Annotated in this window: 17 protein-coding genes; 8 read left to right on the forward strand and 9 right to left on the reverse strand. The window is 72.4% G+C overall.

What is annotated here, in order from left to right; translation table 11 throughout:
• Nucleotides 1-76: 76 nt before the first annotated feature.
• Nucleotides 77-826, reverse strand: coding sequence for an IclR family transcriptional regulator (locus D9V37_RS19380; protein ID WP_121807726.1), 750 nt, complete (start codon nt 824-826; stop codon nt 77-79).
• 68 nt (nt 827-894) lie between these two features.
• Between D9V37_RS19380 and pcaH the strand changes: the two genes are divergently transcribed.
• The 8 genes from pcaH (at nt 895) to D9V37_RS19420 (ending at nt 8,900) form a co-directional block, all read left to right on the forward strand.
• Nucleotides 895-1,641, forward strand: coding sequence for a protocatechuate 3,4-dioxygenase subunit beta (gene pcaH / locus D9V37_RS19385; RefSeq protein WP_121807727.1), 747 nt, complete (start codon nt 895-897; stop codon nt 1,639-1,641).
• A complete protein-coding gene (gene pcaG, locus D9V37_RS19390) occupies nt 1,634-2,158 on the forward strand; it encodes a protocatechuate 3,4-dioxygenase subunit alpha (protein ID WP_121807728.1) in 525 nt (174 codons plus the stop codon). The genes pcaH and pcaG overlap by 8 nt, the downstream gene beginning before the upstream one ends.
• Nucleotides 2,155-3,303: a lyase family protein gene (locus D9V37_RS19395; RefSeq protein ID WP_121807729.1), complete on the forward strand. Its 1,149-nt coding sequence runs from the start codon at nt 2,155-2,157 to the stop codon at nt 3,301-3,303. Before pcaG ends, D9V37_RS19395 begins: the two co-directional genes overlap by 4 nt.
• Complete coding sequence (locus D9V37_RS19400; protein WP_147456005.1) at nt 3,296-4,048, forward strand: alpha/beta fold hydrolase; 753 nt, start codon at nt 3,296-3,298, stop codon at nt 4,046-4,048. The genes D9V37_RS19395 and D9V37_RS19400 overlap by 8 nt, the downstream gene beginning before the upstream one ends.
• A complete protein-coding gene (gene pcaC, locus D9V37_RS19405) occupies nt 4,045-4,392 on the forward strand; it encodes a 4-carboxymuconolactone decarboxylase (RefSeq protein WP_121807945.1) in 348 nt (115 codons plus the stop codon). Before D9V37_RS19400 ends, pcaC begins: the two co-directional genes overlap by 4 nt.
• Entirely contained in the window at nt 4,379-5,578 is a 1,200-nt protein-coding gene (locus D9V37_RS19410) for a 4-hydroxybenzoate 3-monooxygenase (RefSeq protein ID WP_121807731.1), read from the forward strand. Before pcaC ends, D9V37_RS19410 begins: the two co-directional genes overlap by 14 nt.
• Before the next feature lie 348 nt (nt 5,579-5,926).
• Entirely contained in the window at nt 5,927-7,450 is a 1,524-nt protein-coding gene (locus D9V37_RS19415) for an MFS transporter (RefSeq protein ID WP_121807732.1), read from the forward strand.
• Between the two features lie 214 nt (nt 7,451-7,664).
• Complete coding sequence (locus D9V37_RS19420) at nt 7,665-8,900, forward strand: HNH endonuclease signature motif containing protein (protein WP_121807733.1); 1,236 nt, start codon at nt 7,665-7,667, stop codon at nt 8,898-8,900.
• Between the two features lie 51 nt (nt 8,901-8,951).
• On the opposite strand, the gene D9V37_RS19425 is transcribed toward D9V37_RS19420, so the two are convergent.
• The 8 genes from D9V37_RS19425 to D9V37_RS19460 all read right to left on the reverse strand — a co-directional run bounded on the left by D9V37_RS19425 (nt 8,952) and on the right by D9V37_RS19460 (nt 18,305).
• Nucleotides 8,952-9,665 (reverse strand): DedA family protein, encoded by a 714-nt coding sequence (locus tag D9V37_RS19425; RefSeq protein ID WP_121807734.1) that lies wholly within the window; start codon nt 9,663-9,665, stop codon nt 8,952-8,954.
• 133 nt (nt 9,666-9,798) lie between these two features.
• A complete protein-coding gene (locus D9V37_RS19430) occupies nt 9,799-10,989 on the reverse strand; it encodes an FAD-dependent monooxygenase (protein ID WP_198412652.1) in 1,191 nt (396 codons plus the stop codon).
• Nucleotides 10,990-11,099: 110 nt separating this feature from the next.
• Complete coding sequence (locus D9V37_RS19435; protein WP_232525026.1) at nt 11,100-12,731, reverse strand: MFS transporter; 1,632 nt, start codon at nt 12,729-12,731, stop codon at nt 11,100-11,102.
• A gap of 31 nt (nt 12,732-12,762) precedes the next feature.
• Nucleotides 12,763-13,191, reverse strand: a complete 429-nt coding sequence (locus D9V37_RS19440) for a MarR family winged helix-turn-helix transcriptional regulator (protein ID WP_121807735.1) — start codon at nt 13,189-13,191, stop codon at nt 12,763-12,765.
• Nucleotides 13,188-14,084 (reverse strand): amidohydrolase family protein, encoded by an 897-nt coding sequence (locus D9V37_RS19445; protein ID WP_121807736.1) that lies wholly within the window; start codon nt 14,082-14,084, stop codon nt 13,188-13,190. The genes D9V37_RS19440 and D9V37_RS19445 overlap by 4 nt, the downstream gene beginning before the upstream one ends.
• The gene (locus tag D9V37_RS19450; RefSeq protein ID WP_121807737.1) at nt 14,081-15,553 is read right to left on the reverse strand and encodes an acyl-CoA synthetase; all 1,473 of its coding nucleotides are present in this window, start codon (nt 15,551-15,553) and stop codon (nt 14,081-14,083) included. The genes D9V37_RS19445 and D9V37_RS19450 overlap by 4 nt, the downstream gene beginning before the upstream one ends.
• Nucleotides 15,550-16,404 (reverse strand): 3-hydroxyacyl-CoA dehydrogenase NAD-binding domain-containing protein, encoded by an 855-nt coding sequence (locus tag D9V37_RS19455; RefSeq protein ID WP_121807738.1) that lies wholly within the window; start codon nt 16,402-16,404, stop codon nt 15,550-15,552. Before D9V37_RS19455 ends, D9V37_RS19450 begins: the two co-directional genes overlap by 4 nt.
• On the reverse strand, nt 16,401-18,305 hold the full coding sequence (locus D9V37_RS19460) for an acetoacetate--CoA ligase (protein WP_121807739.1): 1,905 nt from the start codon (nt 18,303-18,305) through the stop codon (nt 16,401-16,403). The genes D9V37_RS19455 and D9V37_RS19460 overlap by 4 nt, the downstream gene beginning before the upstream one ends.
• Nucleotides 18,306-18,314 lie beyond the last annotated feature (9 nt).

Raw genomic sequence — 18,314 nt, forward strand, 5'->3', positions numbered from 1 at the left:
GCGAAGACAATCCGGGGGTCCGCCCGATTTGTCACGCACCAAACTCCGCAAGTGCACGACTTTGGCGGTCGCACCCCTACGCCAGACTCCGCCCGATCCCCTTCGCCGCGACGGTGAGGGCCGAGACCAGCCGACCCTGGTCGCGGCGCAGGCTGGCCACGACGATGCCCAGGGCGGCGACGACGTCGCCGCGGCGGTCGGCGACGGGCACGGCCACCGAGCAGGCGCCCAGGCTCATCTCCTCACTCGTCGTCGCGAAGCCGTCGGTCAGCACGCGGGTCAGCTGGCGCTGCAGCCGCGCCGGCTGGGTGACGGTGAACGGCGTGACCTGCTCGAGCGAGAGCAGCGCCTGCTCGCGGACGTCGGCGGGAGCGTGGGCCAGCAGCACCTTGCCGACGCCGGTGGAGTGCAGGGGCAGCCGGGAGCCGACCCGGCTGACCACCGGCACCGAGCGGTTGCCGACGAGCCGGTCGACGTAAAGGGCGCGCAGCCGCTCGCGCACGGCGAGGTGGACGGTGGCCAGGGTGGCGCCGTAGAGGTCCTGGAGGAAGGGGGCGGCCACCTCGCGCAGGTCGACCTGCACCGGGGCCAGCAGGCCGACGTCCCACAGCGTGCGGCCCACGACGTACTCCCCGCCCTCCGCGCGGGTCAGCGCGCCGGCGCGGGCGAGCTCCCCCACCAGCCGGTGGGCGGTGGCGAGCGGCAGGTCGGCGCGGCGCGCGATCTCGGTCAGGGTGAGCCGGGCGTGGTCCTGATCGAAGGTCGTGAGGACGGCCATCGCGCGCGAGACCACGCTGACGCCCGATCGTGCTGCATTGCCCGACACGAGCCTCCTTCCACTGGCCGGAATCCTAGTGTCGACCGCCACGCCCACGCTTGCCTAGCGTTGATCGGGTGCCCACACCGCTCGACAGCCAAGCGACGATCAGCGAGGAGATCGCCACCTACGCCAAGGACCCCAGCGGTCCGCAGCCGCGCCTGGACTACGCGCCGTACCGCAGTTCGATCCTGCGCCACCCCACCAAGGCGCTGAAGCAGGCCGACCCCGAGGGGGCCGAGCTGCTCGCCCCGGTCTTCGGGCCGACCGACGTCGACCCGTTGGAGGCCGACCTCACCATCCAGGACGGCGGAGAGCCGCTGGGGGAGCGGATCCGTGTCCAGGGGCGGGTCCTGGATGGTGATGGACGTCCCGTGCGCCGCCAGCTGGTGGAGGTCTGGCAGGCCAACGCCTCCGGTCGTTACATCCACCAGCGCGACCAGCACCCCGCGCCGCTGGACCCGCACTTCACCGGGATGGGCCGCTGCCTGACCGACGACGACGGCCGCTACACCTTCGTCACCGTCAAGCCCGGCCCGTACCCCTGGAAGAACCACCAGAACGCCTGGCGGCCGGCGCACATCCACTTCTCGATGTTCGGCACCGACTTCACCCAGCGGCTGGTCACCCAGATGTACTTCCCCGGCGACCCCCTCTTCGCGCTCGACCCGATCTACCAGTCGATCACCGACCCGCAGGCCCGCGAGCGACTGGTGGCCAGCTACGACCACGACGTCTCCGAGCCGGAGTTCCTGCTCGGCTACTCCTGGGACATCGTGCTCACCGGCAGCAGGACGACCCCGATGGAGGCGACCGATGACTGAGCGCACGCTGCCCGCGACCCCCGGCCAGACCGTCGGCCCCTTCTTCCACTACGCCCTGCCCTACCCCGGTGACAACGAGCTGGTGCCGTGGGGCTCCCCGGGCTCGCTCACGCTGCGCGGTCGCGTCTACGACGGCGACGGAGCGCCGCTGCCCGACGCGTTGCTGGAGATCCGGCAGGCCGGCATCGACGGCGTCGTGCCGCAGGTCCCGGGCTCGCTGCGCCGCTACGGCGTGCCGTTCACCGGGTGGGGCCGGTGCGCCACCGACAACGCCGGCGAGTACCGGTTCAGCACGGTCGAGCCCGACGCGTCGTTCATCGCCGTGGCAGTCTTCGCTCGTGGCCTGCTCGACGTGCTGTTCACGCGCATCTACCTCCCCGGTGCCACCGACTCCTTCCTCGACTCCCTCGACACCGCCGAGCGCGACCGCATGACCGCCCGCCGCGAGGGCGACGCGCTGGTGTTCGACGTCCGGATGCAGGGGGAGGAGCAGACCGTCTTCCTGGACTTCACATGAGCCTGCTGACCCCGGGGTGGCAGCGCTCCGGCGGCCTGGTCGACGACGCCGCGCTGGTTGCGGCCATGGTCCGGGTCGAAGCGGCCTGGCTGCAGGTCACGGCCGGCCTGGAGCTTCCCGAGGTGGCCGGGCTCGACCTCGACGCCGATCCCACCGGCAATCCCGTGACCCCGCTCGTCGCCGCGCTGCGCGCCGCCGCCTCCGACGACGTCGCGCCGCTCATCCACCGTGGGCTCACCAGCCAGGACGTCCTCGACACGGCGCTGCAGCTGCTCACCCGTGACGCACTGGTCGCGATCACCGACTCCCTCGATGCCGCGGTGGGCTCGCTGGCCGACCTGGCCCGCACCCACCGCGACGCGGTCATGGCCGGCCGCACGCTCACCCAGTACGCCGTGCCCGTGACCTTCGGCCTGGTGGCCGCGCAGTGGCTGGTGGGGCTGCTCGACGCCCGCGACGGGGTGCGTGCGGTGCGCCGTGTCGTGCCCGTGCAGTGCGGGGGAGCGGCCGGCACGCTGTCGCTGGCCGACACCGTGCTCGAGGCCGACCCGGTGGCCACGGCGGCCGACTTCGCCGACGAGCTCGGTCTGGCCTGGCCCGGGCTGCCCTGGCACACGCGGCGTACGCCCGTGACCCGCGCAGGGGACGCCGTGGTGGAGGCGCTCGACGCCGCCGGGGTGATCGCCGCCGACGTGCTCCTGCTCGGGCGGGCCGAGAACGGCGAGGTGCGTGAGGGTGCCCGCGACGGCGCCGGCGGATCCTCGACGATGCCGCACAAGCAGAACCCGGTGCTCGCCACCGTGGTCCGGTCGGCCTCGATGCAGGCCCCGCAGCTCGGCGCCACGCTGCACCTGGCCGCCGGCAACGCCGTCGACCAGCGTCCCGACGGTGCCTGGCACGCCGAGTGGCCGACGCTGCAACGCCTGCTGGGGCTGGGGATCGTGGCCACCAGCCAGGTCGCCGAGCTGACCGCCGGGCTGCAGGTCGACGTCGACCTGATGCGCCGGCGCGCCGAGGAGAACGCCGAGGCGCTGCTGGCCGAGAGCCGCGGCGTGACAGACGTCGATCACTACCTGGGCGCCGCCGGCGCCTTCGTCGACGAGGCGCTGGCCCGTGCGGCCGGGAGGGACCGGGCCGATGGTTGAGCTGACCTTCACCGCGCTGGGCGGCGACCGGGGGAGCCGCGAGCTGCTCCTGCTCGGCCCCTCGCTCGGCACCGGCGTCGCGACCCTGTGGGAGCAGTGCGTCCCGCGGCTGGCCGAGGACCGCGAGGTCGTCGGCTGGGACCTGCCCGGTCACGGCAACGGCCCGTCGACGACGGCGTCCTTCTCCATCGCCGACCTTGCCGCGGCCGTCCGCGGCTTCGCCGTCGAGCACGGCGAGGGACGTCGGGTCCGCTACGCCGGCGTCTCCGTGGGCGGAGCGGTCGGGTTCGAGCTCGCTCTGGACCCCGGCCCGGTGGCCGACGTCGCCACGCTGGCCTCGGCGCCGCGCATCGCTGAGGCCGACGTGTGGGCCGAGCGCATCGAGCTGGTACGCCGCGGTGGCACCTCGGCGGTGGTCGCGGGCTCGGCCCAGCGCTGGTTCGCCCCCGGGTTCGCCGAGCGGCAGCCGCGGGTGGTGGGACGTCTCCTCGACGAGCTCGTGGCGGTCGACGACACCTCCTACACCCTGGTCTGCGCCGCGCTGGCCGACTTCGACCTGCGCGAGCGCATCGGCGAGGCCCGCGTCCCGCTGGCCAGCTACGTCGGCGAGCACGACGCCGTCGTGCCGCCCTCGCAGCTCCCGGAGGCGACCGTGATCCGCGGCGTCGCCCACCTGCCCCCGGCCGAGGACCCGGCCACCGTGATCGACGACCTGGAGGACCAGTGGGCTACGACGACGGCATGACGGTGCGGCGCGAGGTGCTCGGCGACGCGCACGTCGACCGCGCCGTGGCGGCGAAGACGCCGCTGACCGAGGACTTCCAGCGCTTCATCACCTCCTACGCGTGGGGTGAGGTGTGGACCCGACCGGGGCTGGACCGGCGCATGCGCAGCGCCGTCACGCTCACCGCCCTCGTGGCGCACGGTCACTGGGAGGAGCTGGCCATGCACGTGCGAGCCGCCCGCACTAACGGACTGAGTGCCGAGGAGATCGGCGAGATCCTCCTGCAGTGCGCCGTCTACTGCGGGGTCCCCGCCGCGAACCGGGCGTTCGCCGTCGCCTCGAAGGTGCTCGATGAGCAGCAGTAGTCGTACCCAGGTCGGCATCGTCGGCGCCGGACCGGCCGGCCTGATGCTCTCCCACCTGCTCGCCCGTGCCGGCATCGACTCCGTCGCCGTCGACACCCGCGACTACGAGACCATCTCCACCACCCACCGCGCCGGCATCCTCGAGCACGACAGCGTCCGGCTGCTGGTCGACTCCGGAGCCTGCGACCGCGTGCTCACCGAGGGCCGCGAGCACGACGGCATCTCGCTGCGGTTCAACGGCGAGCACCACCGCATCGACTTCCAGGAGCTGGTGGGCGCCACCACCACGCTCTACCCGCAGACCGACGTCTTCGTCGACCTGGCCAAGGCCCGCGAGCGCGACGGCGGCGACGTCCGCTTCGCCGTCACCGACTCCGACATCACCGACGTCCGCGCCACGACCGACGGCGAGCGTCCCCGGATGCGGTTCACCGACGCCGACGGCGAGCGCCACGACATCGAGTGCGACGTCGTCGTCGGCGCCGACGGCTCCCGCAGCGTCACCCGTCAGCACGTCGAGGGCCGCGAGGAGCTGTTCCGGTCCTACCCCTACGCCTGGTTCGGGATCCTGTGCGAGGCCCCGCAGTCCTACGACGAGCTGATCTACTCCCGCTCCGAGCGCGGCTTCGCCCTCATCAGCCAGCGCACCGACAAGGTGCAGCGGATGTACTTCGGCTGCTCGCCCGACGAGGACGTGGACGCCTGGTCCGACGACCGCATCTGGGAGGAGCTGCAGACCCGCGTCGCCGGCGAGGACGGCTTCGAGCTGCAGCAGGGACCCATTATCGAGAAGACGGTGCTGCCGTTCCGCTCCTTCGTCTGCGAGCCGATGCGCTACGGCCGCCTGGTGCTGGCCGGCGACGCCGCCCACACCGTCCCGCCCACCGGAGCCAAGGGCCTCAACCTGGCCCTGGCCGACGTCCGCGTGCTGGCCGAGGAGCTCGAGCGCTTCTTCGCCGGCAAGGACGACGCCCTCGATGCCTACGCCGAGCGGGCCCTGGCCCGCGTCTGGCGCGCCCAGCACTTCTCCTACTGGATGACCACCATGCTCCACACGACCGAGGAGGACTCCGACTTCGACGACCGCCGCCACCTCGGCGAGCTGGAGTCGCTGGTGAGCTCCGAGAACGGCCGCGCGTGGCTGGCGGAGTGCTACACCGGCTGGCCCAACAAGCCCGCCGGCTGACCTCCCGCGCCGTGTAGCGCGGCGCCGCGTCGTGCGGTGGTCGAGCAGCTCGGCGAGCCCTGCGAGCCGGCGCGTCGAGACCACCCCACCGCCGACGCCGCACCCCGGCCCGTGGCGGCAGTGGTGATCGTCACGCGTCAATACCCATCGGCTGCCGCCCGAGGGGAATGCCCGTCGGCCGCGCCGGGTTGGGTCGTGTCGGAGCCCGAGTACGCAGCCGTGAACCCGGTGCCCCACCCGCTCGCGACACCGGCGTCGTGACGAGACAGATCCACGGCGTCCTCGGGGGCGTCGACGCGCGCTTCACCGCTGGCCCGACGCGACGTCGCCGGCGGTCGGAAAGGTGACATGAGTCTTCCCTCGGGTCCGTTGGCCGGTCGCTACCCGGCGGTCGCCACCATGGCGCTGCTGGCGCTGGTTCCTTATCTCGCGCTGTCCTCGGCGCTCTCCCCGCTGGCCCCGCTGATCTCGCGCGACCTGGGCATGGACGACCAGACGCTCTCGCTCGGCCTGGGCCTGGGCAACGCGGGGTACGCGCTGGGCACGGTGCTGGCCGTCGTGTTCGCCCAGCACCTGCCCCAGCGGATCATGCTGGTGACCTACGCCGCCCTCTCGGTGGTCGGCTCGGTGCTGCTGGCCGCGGCCGTCGACCCCGCGATGTTCATCGTCGGCCACGTGCTGCAGGGGCTCACCACCAGCCTGCTGCTGATCGCGGCCGTCCCGCCGCTGGCCCTCGGCTTCGGACCCGAGAAGCTGCGCTACACCTCCGTCACGATGAGCATCTGCATCTTCGGGGCGGTCGCCCTGGGTCCCACCATCGGCGGCATCCAGGCCGACGCCGACCAGTGGCGCCCGCTGCTCTGGGTGGTGGCCGGCGTCGCCGTCGCGGCGCTCGTGCTCACCGTGCTCACCTACGACCACACGCCGCCGGCCAACCGCGACGCGCCCAAGGACCCGCTGGCGATCCTGCTGGCCGCCGTCGGCTCCATCGCCGCGTTCTACGGCGCCTCCGAGCTGACCTCGCACGCGTTCTGGTCCACCCGCACGGCGCTTCCGCTCTTCGCAGGACTGGCGATCATCGTGCTCCTGATCGTGATCCAGGTCCGCAGCGCCAATCCGCTGCTGCCGCTGGGCCCGCTGCTGAGCAGCACCATCCCGATCTCGGGGCTGACGATCGCGCTGTGCGCCGCCGCGGCGTCGGTCTCGGTCGGCGAGCTGACGCTGTCGCTGGTCAGTGCCGAGCGTGGGCCGCTCCAGGCGGGGCTGCTCTACCTGCCCGAGCTCGCCGGCGCTCTGATCGCCGCGGTCTGCCTGGGCCTGGTGATCGAGCGGCGCTCGCTGATCTACCTGCCGCCGATCGGCATGGGCTTCCTGGCCGCCGGCATCGTGGTGTTCATGCTGCAGGTGCCGGCCGGCACCACGGTCGCGCTGGTCGGCTCCGGTCTGACCGGCGTCGGCCTGGGAGCCACGGTGGCCCCCGCCCTGTTCAGTGCGGGGTTCACCCAGTACTCGCCCACGCTGCAGCGCGTCTTCGCCATGGTGGAGCTGCTGCGGGCCGTGGCCGCGTTCATGATCGCCCCGATCTTCGTCTACCTCGTCAGCGCCCTCGGCGGCTCCTCGGCCGGCGGCACCCGCACCGTGCTGTGGATCAGCCTGGTCATCGTGCTGGTCGGCACCGTCGTGGCGATCGCGGTCTACCTCGCCGGCGGCGCCCGCCCGCAGACGCCGCAGATGGAGGTGTTCCTCGACGGCCGCGGCCCGGCCCTGGAGTCGCCGCCCCTGCTGGCCAGGCTGCGCACCCGCGGCCGCCACGTGGCCAAGCAGCCCACCCCCGACGACGACCTCGTCTCGGTGGCCGCGGACGACGCCTAGCCGCGCTGGCTGGTCGCCCGCGACCGTCGAAACCCGCGCCTGCGGTGAGGCCGCTGGTTGAGGAGCTCGTCCGCGACCGTCTCGAAACCCGCGCCTCCTCCTTGCCGAACCGACGATTCTTGCCGGCCAGAGAATCTCAGAAAGAACCGGCCTCGACGCCCAGAACCCTTACCACGCTGAGAAAACTGTCGGTGGGCACGGCTTGAGTAGAGCCATGACCAGCCCACTGTTGACCCTGCTCCGCACGGTCGACACCGCCCTCGACGAGCACGCCGACACAGCCGTGTTCGGGCTGGACGACGCCGAGCTCACCGAGGCCCGCGAGCTGGTCCACCGCATCGGCAACCGCATCGACGAGACCGAGCTCCGGCTCGCTCACCAGACCGCCACCCGCGACCGCGACGCCAAGACCGCCTGGGTCCGCGCCACCCGCCAGACTCCCCGAGCCTGCGGTGCCCGCCTCACCCTGGCCGCCGCCCTCGACACCCGTGAACCGCTGCGCACCGCGATGGCCCACGGACACCTCTCCGAGCCCCAGGCCAAGGTCGTCGTCGCCACCCTCGACCAGCTCCCCTCCGATCTCCCGGCCGAGCTGCACTCCCAGGCCGAGGCACACCTGATCGACCTGTGCGCCGACCACGACCCCGACCAGCTGCGCCGCCTGGGCCGTCACCTGCTCCGCGTCGTCGCTCCCGACCGCGCGGAAGCCCCTGAGGCAGCCGCCGTCGACGCCGAGTACCGCCGCGCCATCGAGCGCCGCCGCCTCGAGCTCTGGGACCGCGGCGACGGCACCTACGCCATCAAGGGCGTCCTGACGGCACCCCACGGCCACCTCCTCGACAAGCTGCTCACCGCCTGGGCCGCGCCGAAGCACCAGCGCGCCACCCACACCGGCGCTGACGCCACCGACGGCCTTGGTGAGCGGCTCGACGCACCCCAGCGTCGGGCGGCGGTGTTCTGCGAGCTCCTCGAACGCCTACCCGCCGGGCAGATGCCCCACGCCGGTGGCGTCTCCGCCCGGGTCGTGGTCGACCTCAGCCTCGACGACCTCACCGCCCGCCTCACCGAAGCCGGCGTCGCGACCCTCGACGGCACCGTCGACCTCCCGGCCCGGGAGGCCCGCCGCATGGCCTGCGAGGCCGGCATCCTCCCCGTCGTGCTGGGCGGCAAGTCCGAAGTCCTCGACCTCGGCCGAGACCGACGTCTCCACAACGGTCCCCAGCGCACCGGCATCCACCGCCGCGACAAGACCTGCCGCGCCCAGGACTGCGACTGGCCCGCGTGGCGCGGCCACGTCCACCACCCCCGACCCTGGTCCCGCGGCGGCCACACCGACATGACCGACATGACCGGCATGAGCCTGTGCCCCCACCACCACGCCCGAGCCCACGACCCCACGTACGAGATGCGCACCGGAAAGCACGGGAAGGTCATCTTCAGCAGGAGGTGAGTGGCTGTCTCGAGGTGGACGGTGCTGCCGCCCGCGTGGGCTCACGAATCGTCAGGTGGAGGCGCTGTGGCGTCTCCGAGCCTGGATGCCAACCACGACCACCACTACGGCGATGACGAGGAGCGTGGAGTAGTGGTCGATGCGGTGGACGACGTCCACGGCGGGCTGACCGATGGCGTAGCCCAGGCCGACGACCGGGGCGACCCACAACAGGGTGCCGATCGTGTCGAGGGCGAGAAAGGTGCGAAGACGCATCCCCGACAAGCCGGCGGCTGCATAGATCAGCAGCGACGGCAGCGGGAGGTAGTAGGCGAGCACGACGGCGACCGGACCGAACCGCTCGGCCATCCGCTCCAGCCGAGCGGAACGCAGCTCGCGTCTGGCCACGCCTCGCGGGGAAGGGTCGCGGCCCAGGAACAGGTGCAGCGCGCGGTCGCCCCACCGCCGCCCGGCCCACCAGAACACCCAGTCGAACATCATCGTGCCCGGAACCCCGGCGACCACCGCCCACCACAGCGGAAGCTCGCCCAGCCGACTGTGGGCCCCGACGGTCACCTCGGCCAAGGTCGACCCGCTGATGATCTGCAGCAGCAGCGGATGAGACCCGATCAGCGCCGGGACGAGCGGCCAGAGCGCGATCGAGTACGCGAAACACAAGCCGATCAGCAAGGCGATCGCGGTGTCCGCGCGCCCGGCGGACTCACCCCACGGCGTGCTCCCCCGGGGCGGGCCTTGCGGCATCGGGCCGTCCGTGGCGCGGCTCATCGCGTCGAGTGTGGCACTCGGGTCGTCGTAGCGTGACGCCGTGGAGCCAGCACGATGGGGGGAGATGCGCCCGGCCTAGAGAGCCCGGACGTGCGCAGGCGGCGACATGACCGCCGAAGCGAAGAGATCAGCCCTACCCCGCCGGCTTGAGGTCGGGCAGGTCGGCGTAGTCGGGCAGGTCCGGGCCGCCGATGGCGCGCTCGACCAGCGCCATCATGGTGGCCATCTCCTCCTCGCTCGGCGGCTCGGTCGGGGCGGGACCGGTGACCATCTCGACGTGCATACGTCCGATCGCCTGGTTGTCCTCGACATAGGCACGCATCCGTCGCTCGTATCCCGCGAACCCGGCCGCCGGGTCCCAGTCAGCCGCGGCCAGCTCCCCGGCCAGGAGGTACGCGCCGACGAGCGCCAGGCCGGTCCCGGCGCCGGACATCGGTGAGGCGCTGAAGGCGGCGTCGCCGTGCAGGCAGATGCGGCCCTCGGACCAGTGCTCCATCACCACCTGGGCGACCTGGTCGAGGTAGAAGTCGGGGGTGTCGTCGAGGTGGGCGAGGATCCGGTCGGTCTCCCAGCCGAAGCCCGCCAGCTGCTCGCGGAGGAGGCCCTTCTGCGCCACCACATCGCGGTAGTCGACGTCGAAGCCGGGGCAGGGGAAGGACAGCATGGCGATCGCGCGGGCGGGGTCCGGCACGGGTCGCAGCCCGGCGGAGCGGCCCTGGTGGCGGTAGTCGAGCAACCACCGGTCGATCCCGAACTCGTTGGGCACCGTGTAGAACGCCAGCACCATGCCCAGGTGGCGGACGAACCGCTCCCGCGGTCCGAACACCATCCCCCGCAGCGCGGAGTGCAGCCCGTCGGCGCCGATGACGAGCTCGAACCGTCGGCGCTCGCCGCTGACGAACGTGACGTCGACGCCCTCGTCGTCCTGCGAGAGCTCGGCGATGCGGTCGCCGAAGACGTACTCGACGTCGCCGCGGGTGTCGTCGTACAGCACCTGGGAGAGGTCGCCGCGCAGCACCTCGATCTCGCTGATGAACCCGTCGCCGCCATCGTCCTCGGCGCTGTAGGTCTCCAACACCGTGCCGTCCGCGTCCACCGTGTATGCGCCCGCGGTGTCGGTGCAGACCGCGCGCACCTGCGCCTCCAGCCCCATCCGCCGGATCACCTCCTTGGCCACCCCGCGCGCGTCGACCGCCTGCCCGCCCGGACGAAGCCCGCGCGTCTGCTCGACCACGGTCACCTCGGCGCCCCGGCGGTGCAGCCAGTGCGCCAGCGCCGGCCCCGCGATGCTCGCTCCGCTCACCAGGACCCTGATCCGGCTCATCTGCTTCCCCTCGCTGTCGTCATCGGCAGCAGGAGAGACCGCTGGTGGCTCCGATTCTCATCGGTCGGGGCACATCACCAGCTGCGGCTACGTCGAGGCCCGCCCCGACGTCAGTCGATCTCCTCGGCGAAGGCGTCGTTGTGCACCCGGCCGCCGAGCATGAAGGCGGCGATGAGCGCGGCGACGACCGCGGCGATGCCGCAGACGAGGTAGCCGATGCCGTAGGCGTGGGAGAGGGCGTGGAAGGCGACGTCCTTGATCGGGTTGGGCGGGTTGGGGATCGCGTTCTGGCCCAGCGGGCCGGACTGGAGGGCGCCGGCCACGGGCTCGAGCTTCGGGTTGCCCTTCGCGGCGGCGAGGAGGCCCTCGTAGGCGGCCTTGAGCTTGGGCGTGGAGTCGAGGGTGGACTGGATCGAGTTCGCGGCGTTGGTCAGGGCGATGGCGCCGATGATGGCCGGCCCCAGGGTGAGGCCGAGGTCGCGCAGCATCGACGTGGCGCCGCTGGCCATGCCGGCCTTGTTGGTCGGGACGCTGTTGACCGCGACCACGGTGATGGAGGTGACCGCGATCTTGAAGCCGGCGCCGATCACCAGCAGGGGCACGGCGACGGCGCCGATGGACAGGTTCGTGGCGGGGATGGCGGCGAGCACGAGGTCGCCGATGCCGATCAGGCCCATGCCGCCGGCCAGCACCCAGCCGGGGTTGTACTTCTCCAGCATCCGCGAGCTGACCGGGAAGAGCACGACGCCCATGACGTTGAGGCAGAAGAACCCGATCGAGGTCTTCAGCGGCGTGTACTCCTGGATGGCCGAGAGCCGGATGCTAGTGGTGTACGCCGTGCCCAGGTAGGCGAACATGCCGATCACGGTGACCACCGCGGAGACGGTGAACATCCGGTTGCTGAAGAGGTCGAGCTGGAGCAGTGGCTTCGACACCCGCCGCTCGATGGCGACGAAGGCGATCAGGCCGAGCACGGCGACCACGAAGCCGCCGATGACGGTGGCGCTGCCCCAGCCGTCCTCGGCGCCCTGGATGACGGCGTAGAGCAGGGCGAAGAGGGCGATCGCGATGGTGACCTGGCCCGGCCAGTCCAGGGACCGGCCCTCGGGGGCGGCGGTGTTCTGCGCTCCGAGCAGCGTGATGACACCGCTCAGCAGGGCGAGCACGGCCATGGCCAAGAAGGCGTATCGCCAGCTGGCGAACTCGCTGCCCGAGTGGTGGATGCGGGCGAGCACGCCGGCGATGACCGGCGAGATGAAGCCGGCGCCGGTCAGGGCCGCGGCCCAGATCGAGAGCGCGTGCGCACGGTCCTTGACGGTGTGGGTGCTCGCGGCCAGCATCGCCACGGACGTCGGGAAGATCGCCGCCGCGCCGATGCCGGCGATGACCTGGCCGGTGAGCAGGATGGCGACCTTGCCCTCGGGCGTGAAGAAGCCCAGCAGGCCGCCGACGGTCATCAAGAAGGCGCCGATGGCCAGCAGGTTCTTGCGGCCGAAGAGGTCGCCGACGACGCCGAAGCTGAGCTCGAGCAGCGTCACCGGGACCAAGAAGGCGTCCGAGACCCACGTCAGCGTGGTCGAGGACAGGTGGAGGTCCTGGTTGATGTAGCCGTTGATGACGGCCGGGATCGAGAGTCCGATCTGGGCTACGGCCACCGCGCCGGCCGCGGCGACGAGCGTGCCGGCGTTGAGGTGGGTGCGCGAGCGGGGAGCCTCTGACGTAGGCAGAGTGGTGTCAGTCACATCAGGAACGTACAGGTTTCCTGACTATCTGTCAGGTCCCCGGTTCCAGTGATTCGCGGCAGCTGCGCATCGACGCCGCCAGGGTGCGCGCTTCGGTCGCGCTCAGTCCAGCGACCATGCGCAGCTCGAGCGCCTCGACCTTCGGTCGCAACGAGGTCAGCAGGGCACTGCCGGCGTCGGTGAGGGCCAGGACGAGCCGTCGCCGGTCGTCGGGGTCGCGGTGCCGCTCGACCAGGCCGCGCTCGCGCAGCGTGGTCACCATGTCGGCCATGCTCTGCGCGGTGACGAACGAGCGCCGTGCCAGGTGCGCCGAGGTCATGTCGGGGTGACGTTCGAGCACCGTCAGCGCGGTGTACTGCAGAGCCGTGAGCCCCGCCGGCCGGACCAGCTCGTCGAGGCCGGCGCGGATGGCCAGCTCGACCTGCTTGACCAGGTACAGCAGGGTCGGCTCCTGGCTCACGAGGATGATCCTGCCAGCCCCAGCAACCTCGCCGTGGTGCGCTTCAAGATCGCCTCGTGGTGCTCCTCGGGCACACCGAGCCCGGCGAAGTCCTCCAGCCAGCGCTCCGGGGTGATGAGCGGGTAGTCGCTGCCGAAGAGCACCTTGCCGGCCAGCATGCGGCCGGCGGCGTGCACCAGCTCGGGCGGGAAGTACTTCGGCCGCCAGCCGGAGAGGTCGATGTAGACGTTCGCCTTGTGCGTGGCCATCGAGATGGCCTCGCCCTGCCACGGCACGGAGGGGTGGGCCAGGATCACGGTGAGGCCCGGGAAGTCGGCGGCGACGTCGTCGAGCAGGATCGGGTTGGAGTAGCGCAGCTTCAGGCCGCGACCACCCGGGAGCCCGGCGCCGATCCCGTTCTGACCGGTGTGGAAGAGCGCGGGCACACCGAGCTCCTCGATGGCACCCCACAGCGGCCGGAAGGCGGGGTCGTCGGGGGCGAACGCCTGCAGGCTGGGGTGGAACTTGAACCCGCGCACGCCGTGGTCGGTGACCAGCCGCCGCGCCCGGGCCACCGCCTCGGGGCCCTGGTGGGGGTCGACCGAGCCGAAGGGGACGAGCACGTCGGCGTGCTCGGCGGCCTGCTCGGCGATCTCCTCGCTCGAGAGGGCCGGATGGCCGGTGGCGGTCGTCGCGTCGACGGTGAAGACGACGGCGGCCAGGCCCGCGGACCGGTACCGTTCGGCGAGGTCGGCCACGGTGGGGGTCCGCTTCTCCGAGCTGCGGAAGTACGCCGCGGAGGCGTCCATCAGCTCCTGGTCGAGCGCGAGGTGGTCGTGCTCGTCGGCCTCGACGTGCACGTGGACGTCGATGGCACGGACCGCGTCGACGTCGATGCGGGGCTGGTAGGTCATCGGTTGAGCTCCCTCTTCAGCAGCTTGCCGGAGGCGTTGTGGGGCAGCTCGGTCAAGAAGACGACCGAGCGGGGGATCTTGTAGCGGGCCAAGCGCCCGTCGAGGTGCGCCAGCAGCGACTGCTCGTCGAGGCTCTCACCCTCGCGGACCACCACGAAGGCCCGGCCCACCTCGCCCCACCGCTCGTCGGCGACACCGATCACGGCGCACTCGGCGACGGCCGGGTGGTGGTGGATCGCGGCCTCGACCTCGGCCGGGTACACGTTCTCGCCACCGGAGATGTACATGTCCTTGACCCGGTCGACGATGCGCAGGTAGCCCTCGTCGTCGAGGGTGGCCAGGTCGCCGGTGTGCAGCCAGGCCTCGCCGCCGACGTCGCTGAACGCGGCCGCCGTGGCCTCCGGGTTGCGCCAGTAGCCGGGGGTGACGTTGGGCCCCGAGACCAGCACCTCGCCCGGCTCGCCGACGTCGACGCCCGCGAGGTCGGGCCGGGCGACGCGGACGTCGGTGAAGAAGCAGGCGGTGCCGGCGGTGCCCGCCTTGCGGACGGTGTCGACCGCGCGCAGCATCGTCGCGCCGGGGGAGCTCTCGGTGAGGCCGTAGCCCTGGATGATGCCGACGCCGCGCTCGGCCCAGGTGCGCAGCAGCGACTCGGGGATCGGAGCGCCGCCCGAGAGCGCGTGCCGCAGGCCGGAGAGGTCGGCCTCGGCGAAGCCGGGCTGGTTCTGGATGGCCAGGTACATCGAGGTGACCCCGAAGAGCACCGTGACCCGGCCGTCGTCGATGAGCCGGAGCGCCCGGGCGGGGTCGAAGCGCTCCTCGATCAGGCAGGTGCCGCCCTTGAGCAGCGTCGGGAACAGCACCTGGTTGAGCGCGGCGGTGTGGAAGAGCGGAGCGGTGACCAGCGAGCGCTCGTCGCTGGCCAGGTCGACGTCGACCAGCAGGTTGTAGACGTTCCAGGTGATGTTGCCGTGCGTCAGCATCACGCCCTTGGGGCGGCCGCTGGTGCCGGAGGTGTACTGGATCATGAAGAGGTCGTCGAGCTCGACGACCTCCTCGAGCGCCTCGCCGTCGGCCTCGAGCGCGCTCAGGCCCTCGCCGCGGGCGAACCCGACGACGTCGGGTGCGGTCGCCTCGAACCCCTCCTCCAGCAACAGCAGCCGGGCTCCGCTGTCCTCGAGCACGTACGCCAGCTCCGGGGCCGCGAGGCGAGTGTTGAGCGGCAAGAACACCGCGCCGAGCCGGGCGGTGGCGAACATGGCCAGCACCAGCGCCGGTGAGTTCAGGCCCAGGAAGGCCACCCGGTCGCCGCGCCCGACGCCGCGGGCCCGCAGCCCGCGGGCCAGCCGCAGCGAGCGGTGCTCGAGCTCGGCGTAGGTGGTCTCGCGGTCGTCCTGCACCAGGGCGACGGCGTCCGGGGTCATCCGGGCACGCCGGGCCGGCCACGACCCGACGCCGCGGTCGATCACAGCCCGTACTCCTGCTTGAGCGCGGCCAGGGCCGCGAGGGCGGCGTCGCGTCGCTCGCGCACGTCGTCTTGCCCGGCCAGCTCGGCCTCGACGCCCTCGACCAGCGCCCGCTCCAGCTCGGGGGTCACCTCCGGGGTGCGCAGCGTCTCCCACCAGCCGTACGTCGGCGGCCCGAGGTGCTCGAGCACGTGCGCCAGCCCGCCCTCCCCGCCCGAGAGCGCCTGGGTGGCGATCGGCCCGAGCAGGGCCCAGCGCAGCCCGGGACCGTAGGCGACGGCGGCGTCGAGGTCGGCCACCGAGATCGCGCCGCGGCCGACGAGGTCGTACGCCTCGCGCCACAGCGCCGCCTGCAGCCGGTTCACCACGTGTCCGGGCAGCTCCATGTTCACCCGCACCGGGCGGCGGCCGAGGTCGCGCATGGCGCTCATCGTGGTCTCGATCGCGGCCTCGGAGGTGAGCCGGCCGCCGACCACCTCCACCAGCGGGATCAGGTGCGGCGGGTTGAACGGGTGGGCCACCAGCACCCGCTCGGGATGGGCGCAGGCGTCCTGGAACTGGCTGGGTCCGATGCCCGAGGAGCTGCTGGCCAGCACGACGTCGGGCCGGGCGGCGGCGTCGAGCTGGGCGAACAGCTCGCGCTTGAGGTCCACCCGCTCCGGACCGCACTCGATCACCAGGTCGGCCTCGGCCACCGCCTCGCCGGGATCGTCGAAGAACACGGTGCCGTCGGGCATCTCGCGCGGGGCGGGGTCGCTGGCGTGCACGACGAACCCGTGCTCCAGCGCGAGCTGCACCCAGCTCGTGCCGATCGCGCCGGTGCCGATCACCGCGACCGTGCTGATCGGGCTCATCGCGCCATCGCCACGAACGGCTCGAGCACGGCGCGGGTGTCGGGTCCCGAGACCTCGTCGAGGGGCTTGCCCTGCAGGATCCGCTTGACCGGGAGCTCGAGCTTCTTGCCGGTCAGGTTGCGCGGCACCGCCGGCACCTGCTCGATGCGGTCGGGCACGTGGCGCGGCGAGAGCGCGGTGCGCAGCTCCTTCGTGATCTGATCCCGCAGCTCCTGGTCGAGCGCGGCGTCGTCGGCGAGGGCGACGAAGAGCAGCAGCTCGCCGTTGCCGCCGGCCGGGTCCTCCAGGTGCACCACCAGGCTGTCGGCGACCGGCGGCATCTCCTCCACCACGCGGTAGAACTCCGCTGTGCCCAGCCGGACGCCACCACGGTTGAGGGTGGCATCGGAGCGGCCGGTCACCACGCAGCTGCCGTCGGGCTCGAAGACGATCCAGTCGCCGTGGCGCCACACGCCGGGATAGGTGGAGAAGTACGACTCGCGCAGCCGCTCGCCGGACTCATCGCCCCACAGTCCCACGGGCATCGAGGGCAGCGGGGAGGTGATGACCAGCTCGCCCGGCTCGCCGATCACCTCGTGGCCGGCCTCGTCCCACGCGTGGGCGTCGACACCGAGGGCGCGCCCGGAGATGCGCCCCGCCCGGACCGGCAGCAGCGGGTCGCCCTGCACCAGCCCGCTGCACACGTCGGTGCCGCCGCTGCCGACGTTGAGGAAGACCTCCCCGCCGAGCTGCTCGTAGAGCCAGGCGTAGCCCTCCGGCGGCAGCGGTGAGCCCGCCGAGCCGACGGTACGGATGCGCAGGTCGAGCCCGGAGAGGTCGACGCCGGCGGCGCGGCAGGCCATGACGAAGCCGGGGGCCGCGCCCATCATCGTGGTGCCGGTGGCCTCGGCCAGCCGCCACTGCCACAGCAGGTCGGGGTGGCTGGGGTGGCCGTCGAGGGTGACGATCGTGGTGCGGGTGAGCAGCCCGGAGACCAGTGCGTTCCACATCATCCAGGCGGTCGTGGAGTACCAGAGCAGGGTGTCGTCGGGGCCGAGGTCCCAGGACAGCGCGTGGTTCTTCAGGTGCTCGACGACGATGCCGCCGTGGCCGTGCACGATGGGCTTGGGCCGGCCGGTGGTGCCCGAGGAGAACAGCACCGCGAGCGGGTGGTCGAAGGCGACCGGCTCGGCGCCCGGGAGCGGCTCGGCCGCGTCGAGCAGATCGGCCCAGAGCTCTGCCCCGGCCACCCGGAAGCCGCCGTAGCCGATGTCGACCACGTGCCGCAGGCTCGGCAGCGCCGCGCGTACCTCGCGCACCTGCTCGCCACGGTCGACGTCCTTGGCGCCGTAGCGGTACCCGCCGGCCACCACCAGCACGACCGGGTCGACCTGGCCGAACCGGTCGATCACGCTGCGCGCGCCGAACTCCAGCGCGCAGCTGGCCCAGATCGCGCCCAGGCTGGCGGTGGCCAGGAAGGCCACGACGGTCTCGGGCACGTTGGGCAGGTAGGCGACCACGCGGTCGCCCCGGCCGACGCCGAGGTCGCTCAGGACGCGGCGGGCCCGCGCCACCTGGTCGCGCAGCTCGCCGAAGGTGAGGTCGACGTCCTCGCGGGTCTGGGAGCGGCCGAGGATCGCGGGCCGGTCGAGGTCGTCGTCGGTGCCCAGCGCGTGCTCGGTGTAGTTGAGCGTGGCGCCGTCGAACCAGCGGGCCTCGGGCATCGTGCCGGTGAGCACCGCGGTCGGCTGCTGGTGGAAGCGCACGCCGAGGGCGTCGGCCACCGTCGACCAGAACGCCTCCGGCTCCTCGACCGACCAGCGCCACAGCTCCTCGTGGGTCCGCAGGCCGCAGCGCTGGGCGAACACGCCGATCCGGGTCGTGTCGAGGACGTCGTCCGGTGGGGTCCATACGACGCTCATCCGGGCTCC

The organism is Nocardioides mangrovicus (assembly GCF_003674065.1).
In the GTDB taxonomy this organism is placed as follows: Bacteria; Actinomycetota; Actinomycetes; order Propionibacteriales; family Nocardioidaceae; genus Marmoricola; species Marmoricola mangrovicus.

What these genes read in the sequence shown, in the direction of transcription:
- D9V37_RS19460 (WP_121807739.1), bottom strand. Translation starts at nt 18,305, where the DNA reads ATGAGCGTCGTATGGACCCCACCGGACGACGTCCTCGACACGACCCGG.
- pcaG (WP_121807728.1), top strand. Translation starts at nt 1,634, where the DNA reads ATGACTGAGCGCACGCTGCCCGCGACCCCCGGCCAGACCGTCGGCCCC.
- D9V37_RS19420 (WP_121807733.1), top strand. Translation starts at nt 7,665, where the DNA reads ATGACCAGCCCACTGTTGACCCTGCTCCGCACGGTCGACACCGCCCTC.
- D9V37_RS19455 (WP_121807738.1), bottom strand. Translation starts at nt 16,404, where the DNA reads ATGAGCCCGATCAGCACGGTCGCGGTGATCGGCACCGGCGCGATCGGC.
- D9V37_RS19445 (WP_121807736.1), bottom strand. Translation starts at nt 14,084, where the DNA reads ATGACCTACCAGCCCCGCATCGACGTCGACGCGGTCCGTGCCATCGAC.
- D9V37_RS19430 (WP_198412652.1), bottom strand. Translation starts at nt 10,989, where the DNA reads ATGAGCCGGATCAGGGTCCTGGTGAGCGGAGCGAGCATCGCGGGGCCG.
- D9V37_RS19410 (WP_121807731.1), top strand. Translation starts at nt 4,379, where the DNA reads ATGAGCAGCAGTAGTCGTACCCAGGTCGGCATCGTCGGCGCCGGACCG.
- pcaC (WP_121807945.1), top strand. Translation starts at nt 4,045, where the DNA reads ATGACGGTGCGGCGCGAGGTGCTCGGCGACGCGCACGTCGACCGCGCC.
- D9V37_RS19415 (WP_121807732.1), top strand. Translation starts at nt 5,927, where the DNA reads ATGAGTCTTCCCTCGGGTCCGTTGGCCGGTCGCTACCCGGCGGTCGCC.
- D9V37_RS19400 (WP_147456005.1), top strand. Translation starts at nt 3,296, where the DNA reads ATGGTTGAGCTGACCTTCACCGCGCTGGGCGGCGACCGGGGGAGCCGC.
- D9V37_RS19395 (WP_121807729.1), top strand. Translation starts at nt 2,155, where the DNA reads ATGAGCCTGCTGACCCCGGGGTGGCAGCGCTCCGGCGGCCTGGTCGAC.
- D9V37_RS19425 (WP_121807734.1), bottom strand. Translation starts at nt 9,665, where the DNA reads ATGAGCCGCGCCACGGACGGCCCGATGCCGCAAGGCCCGCCCCGGGGG.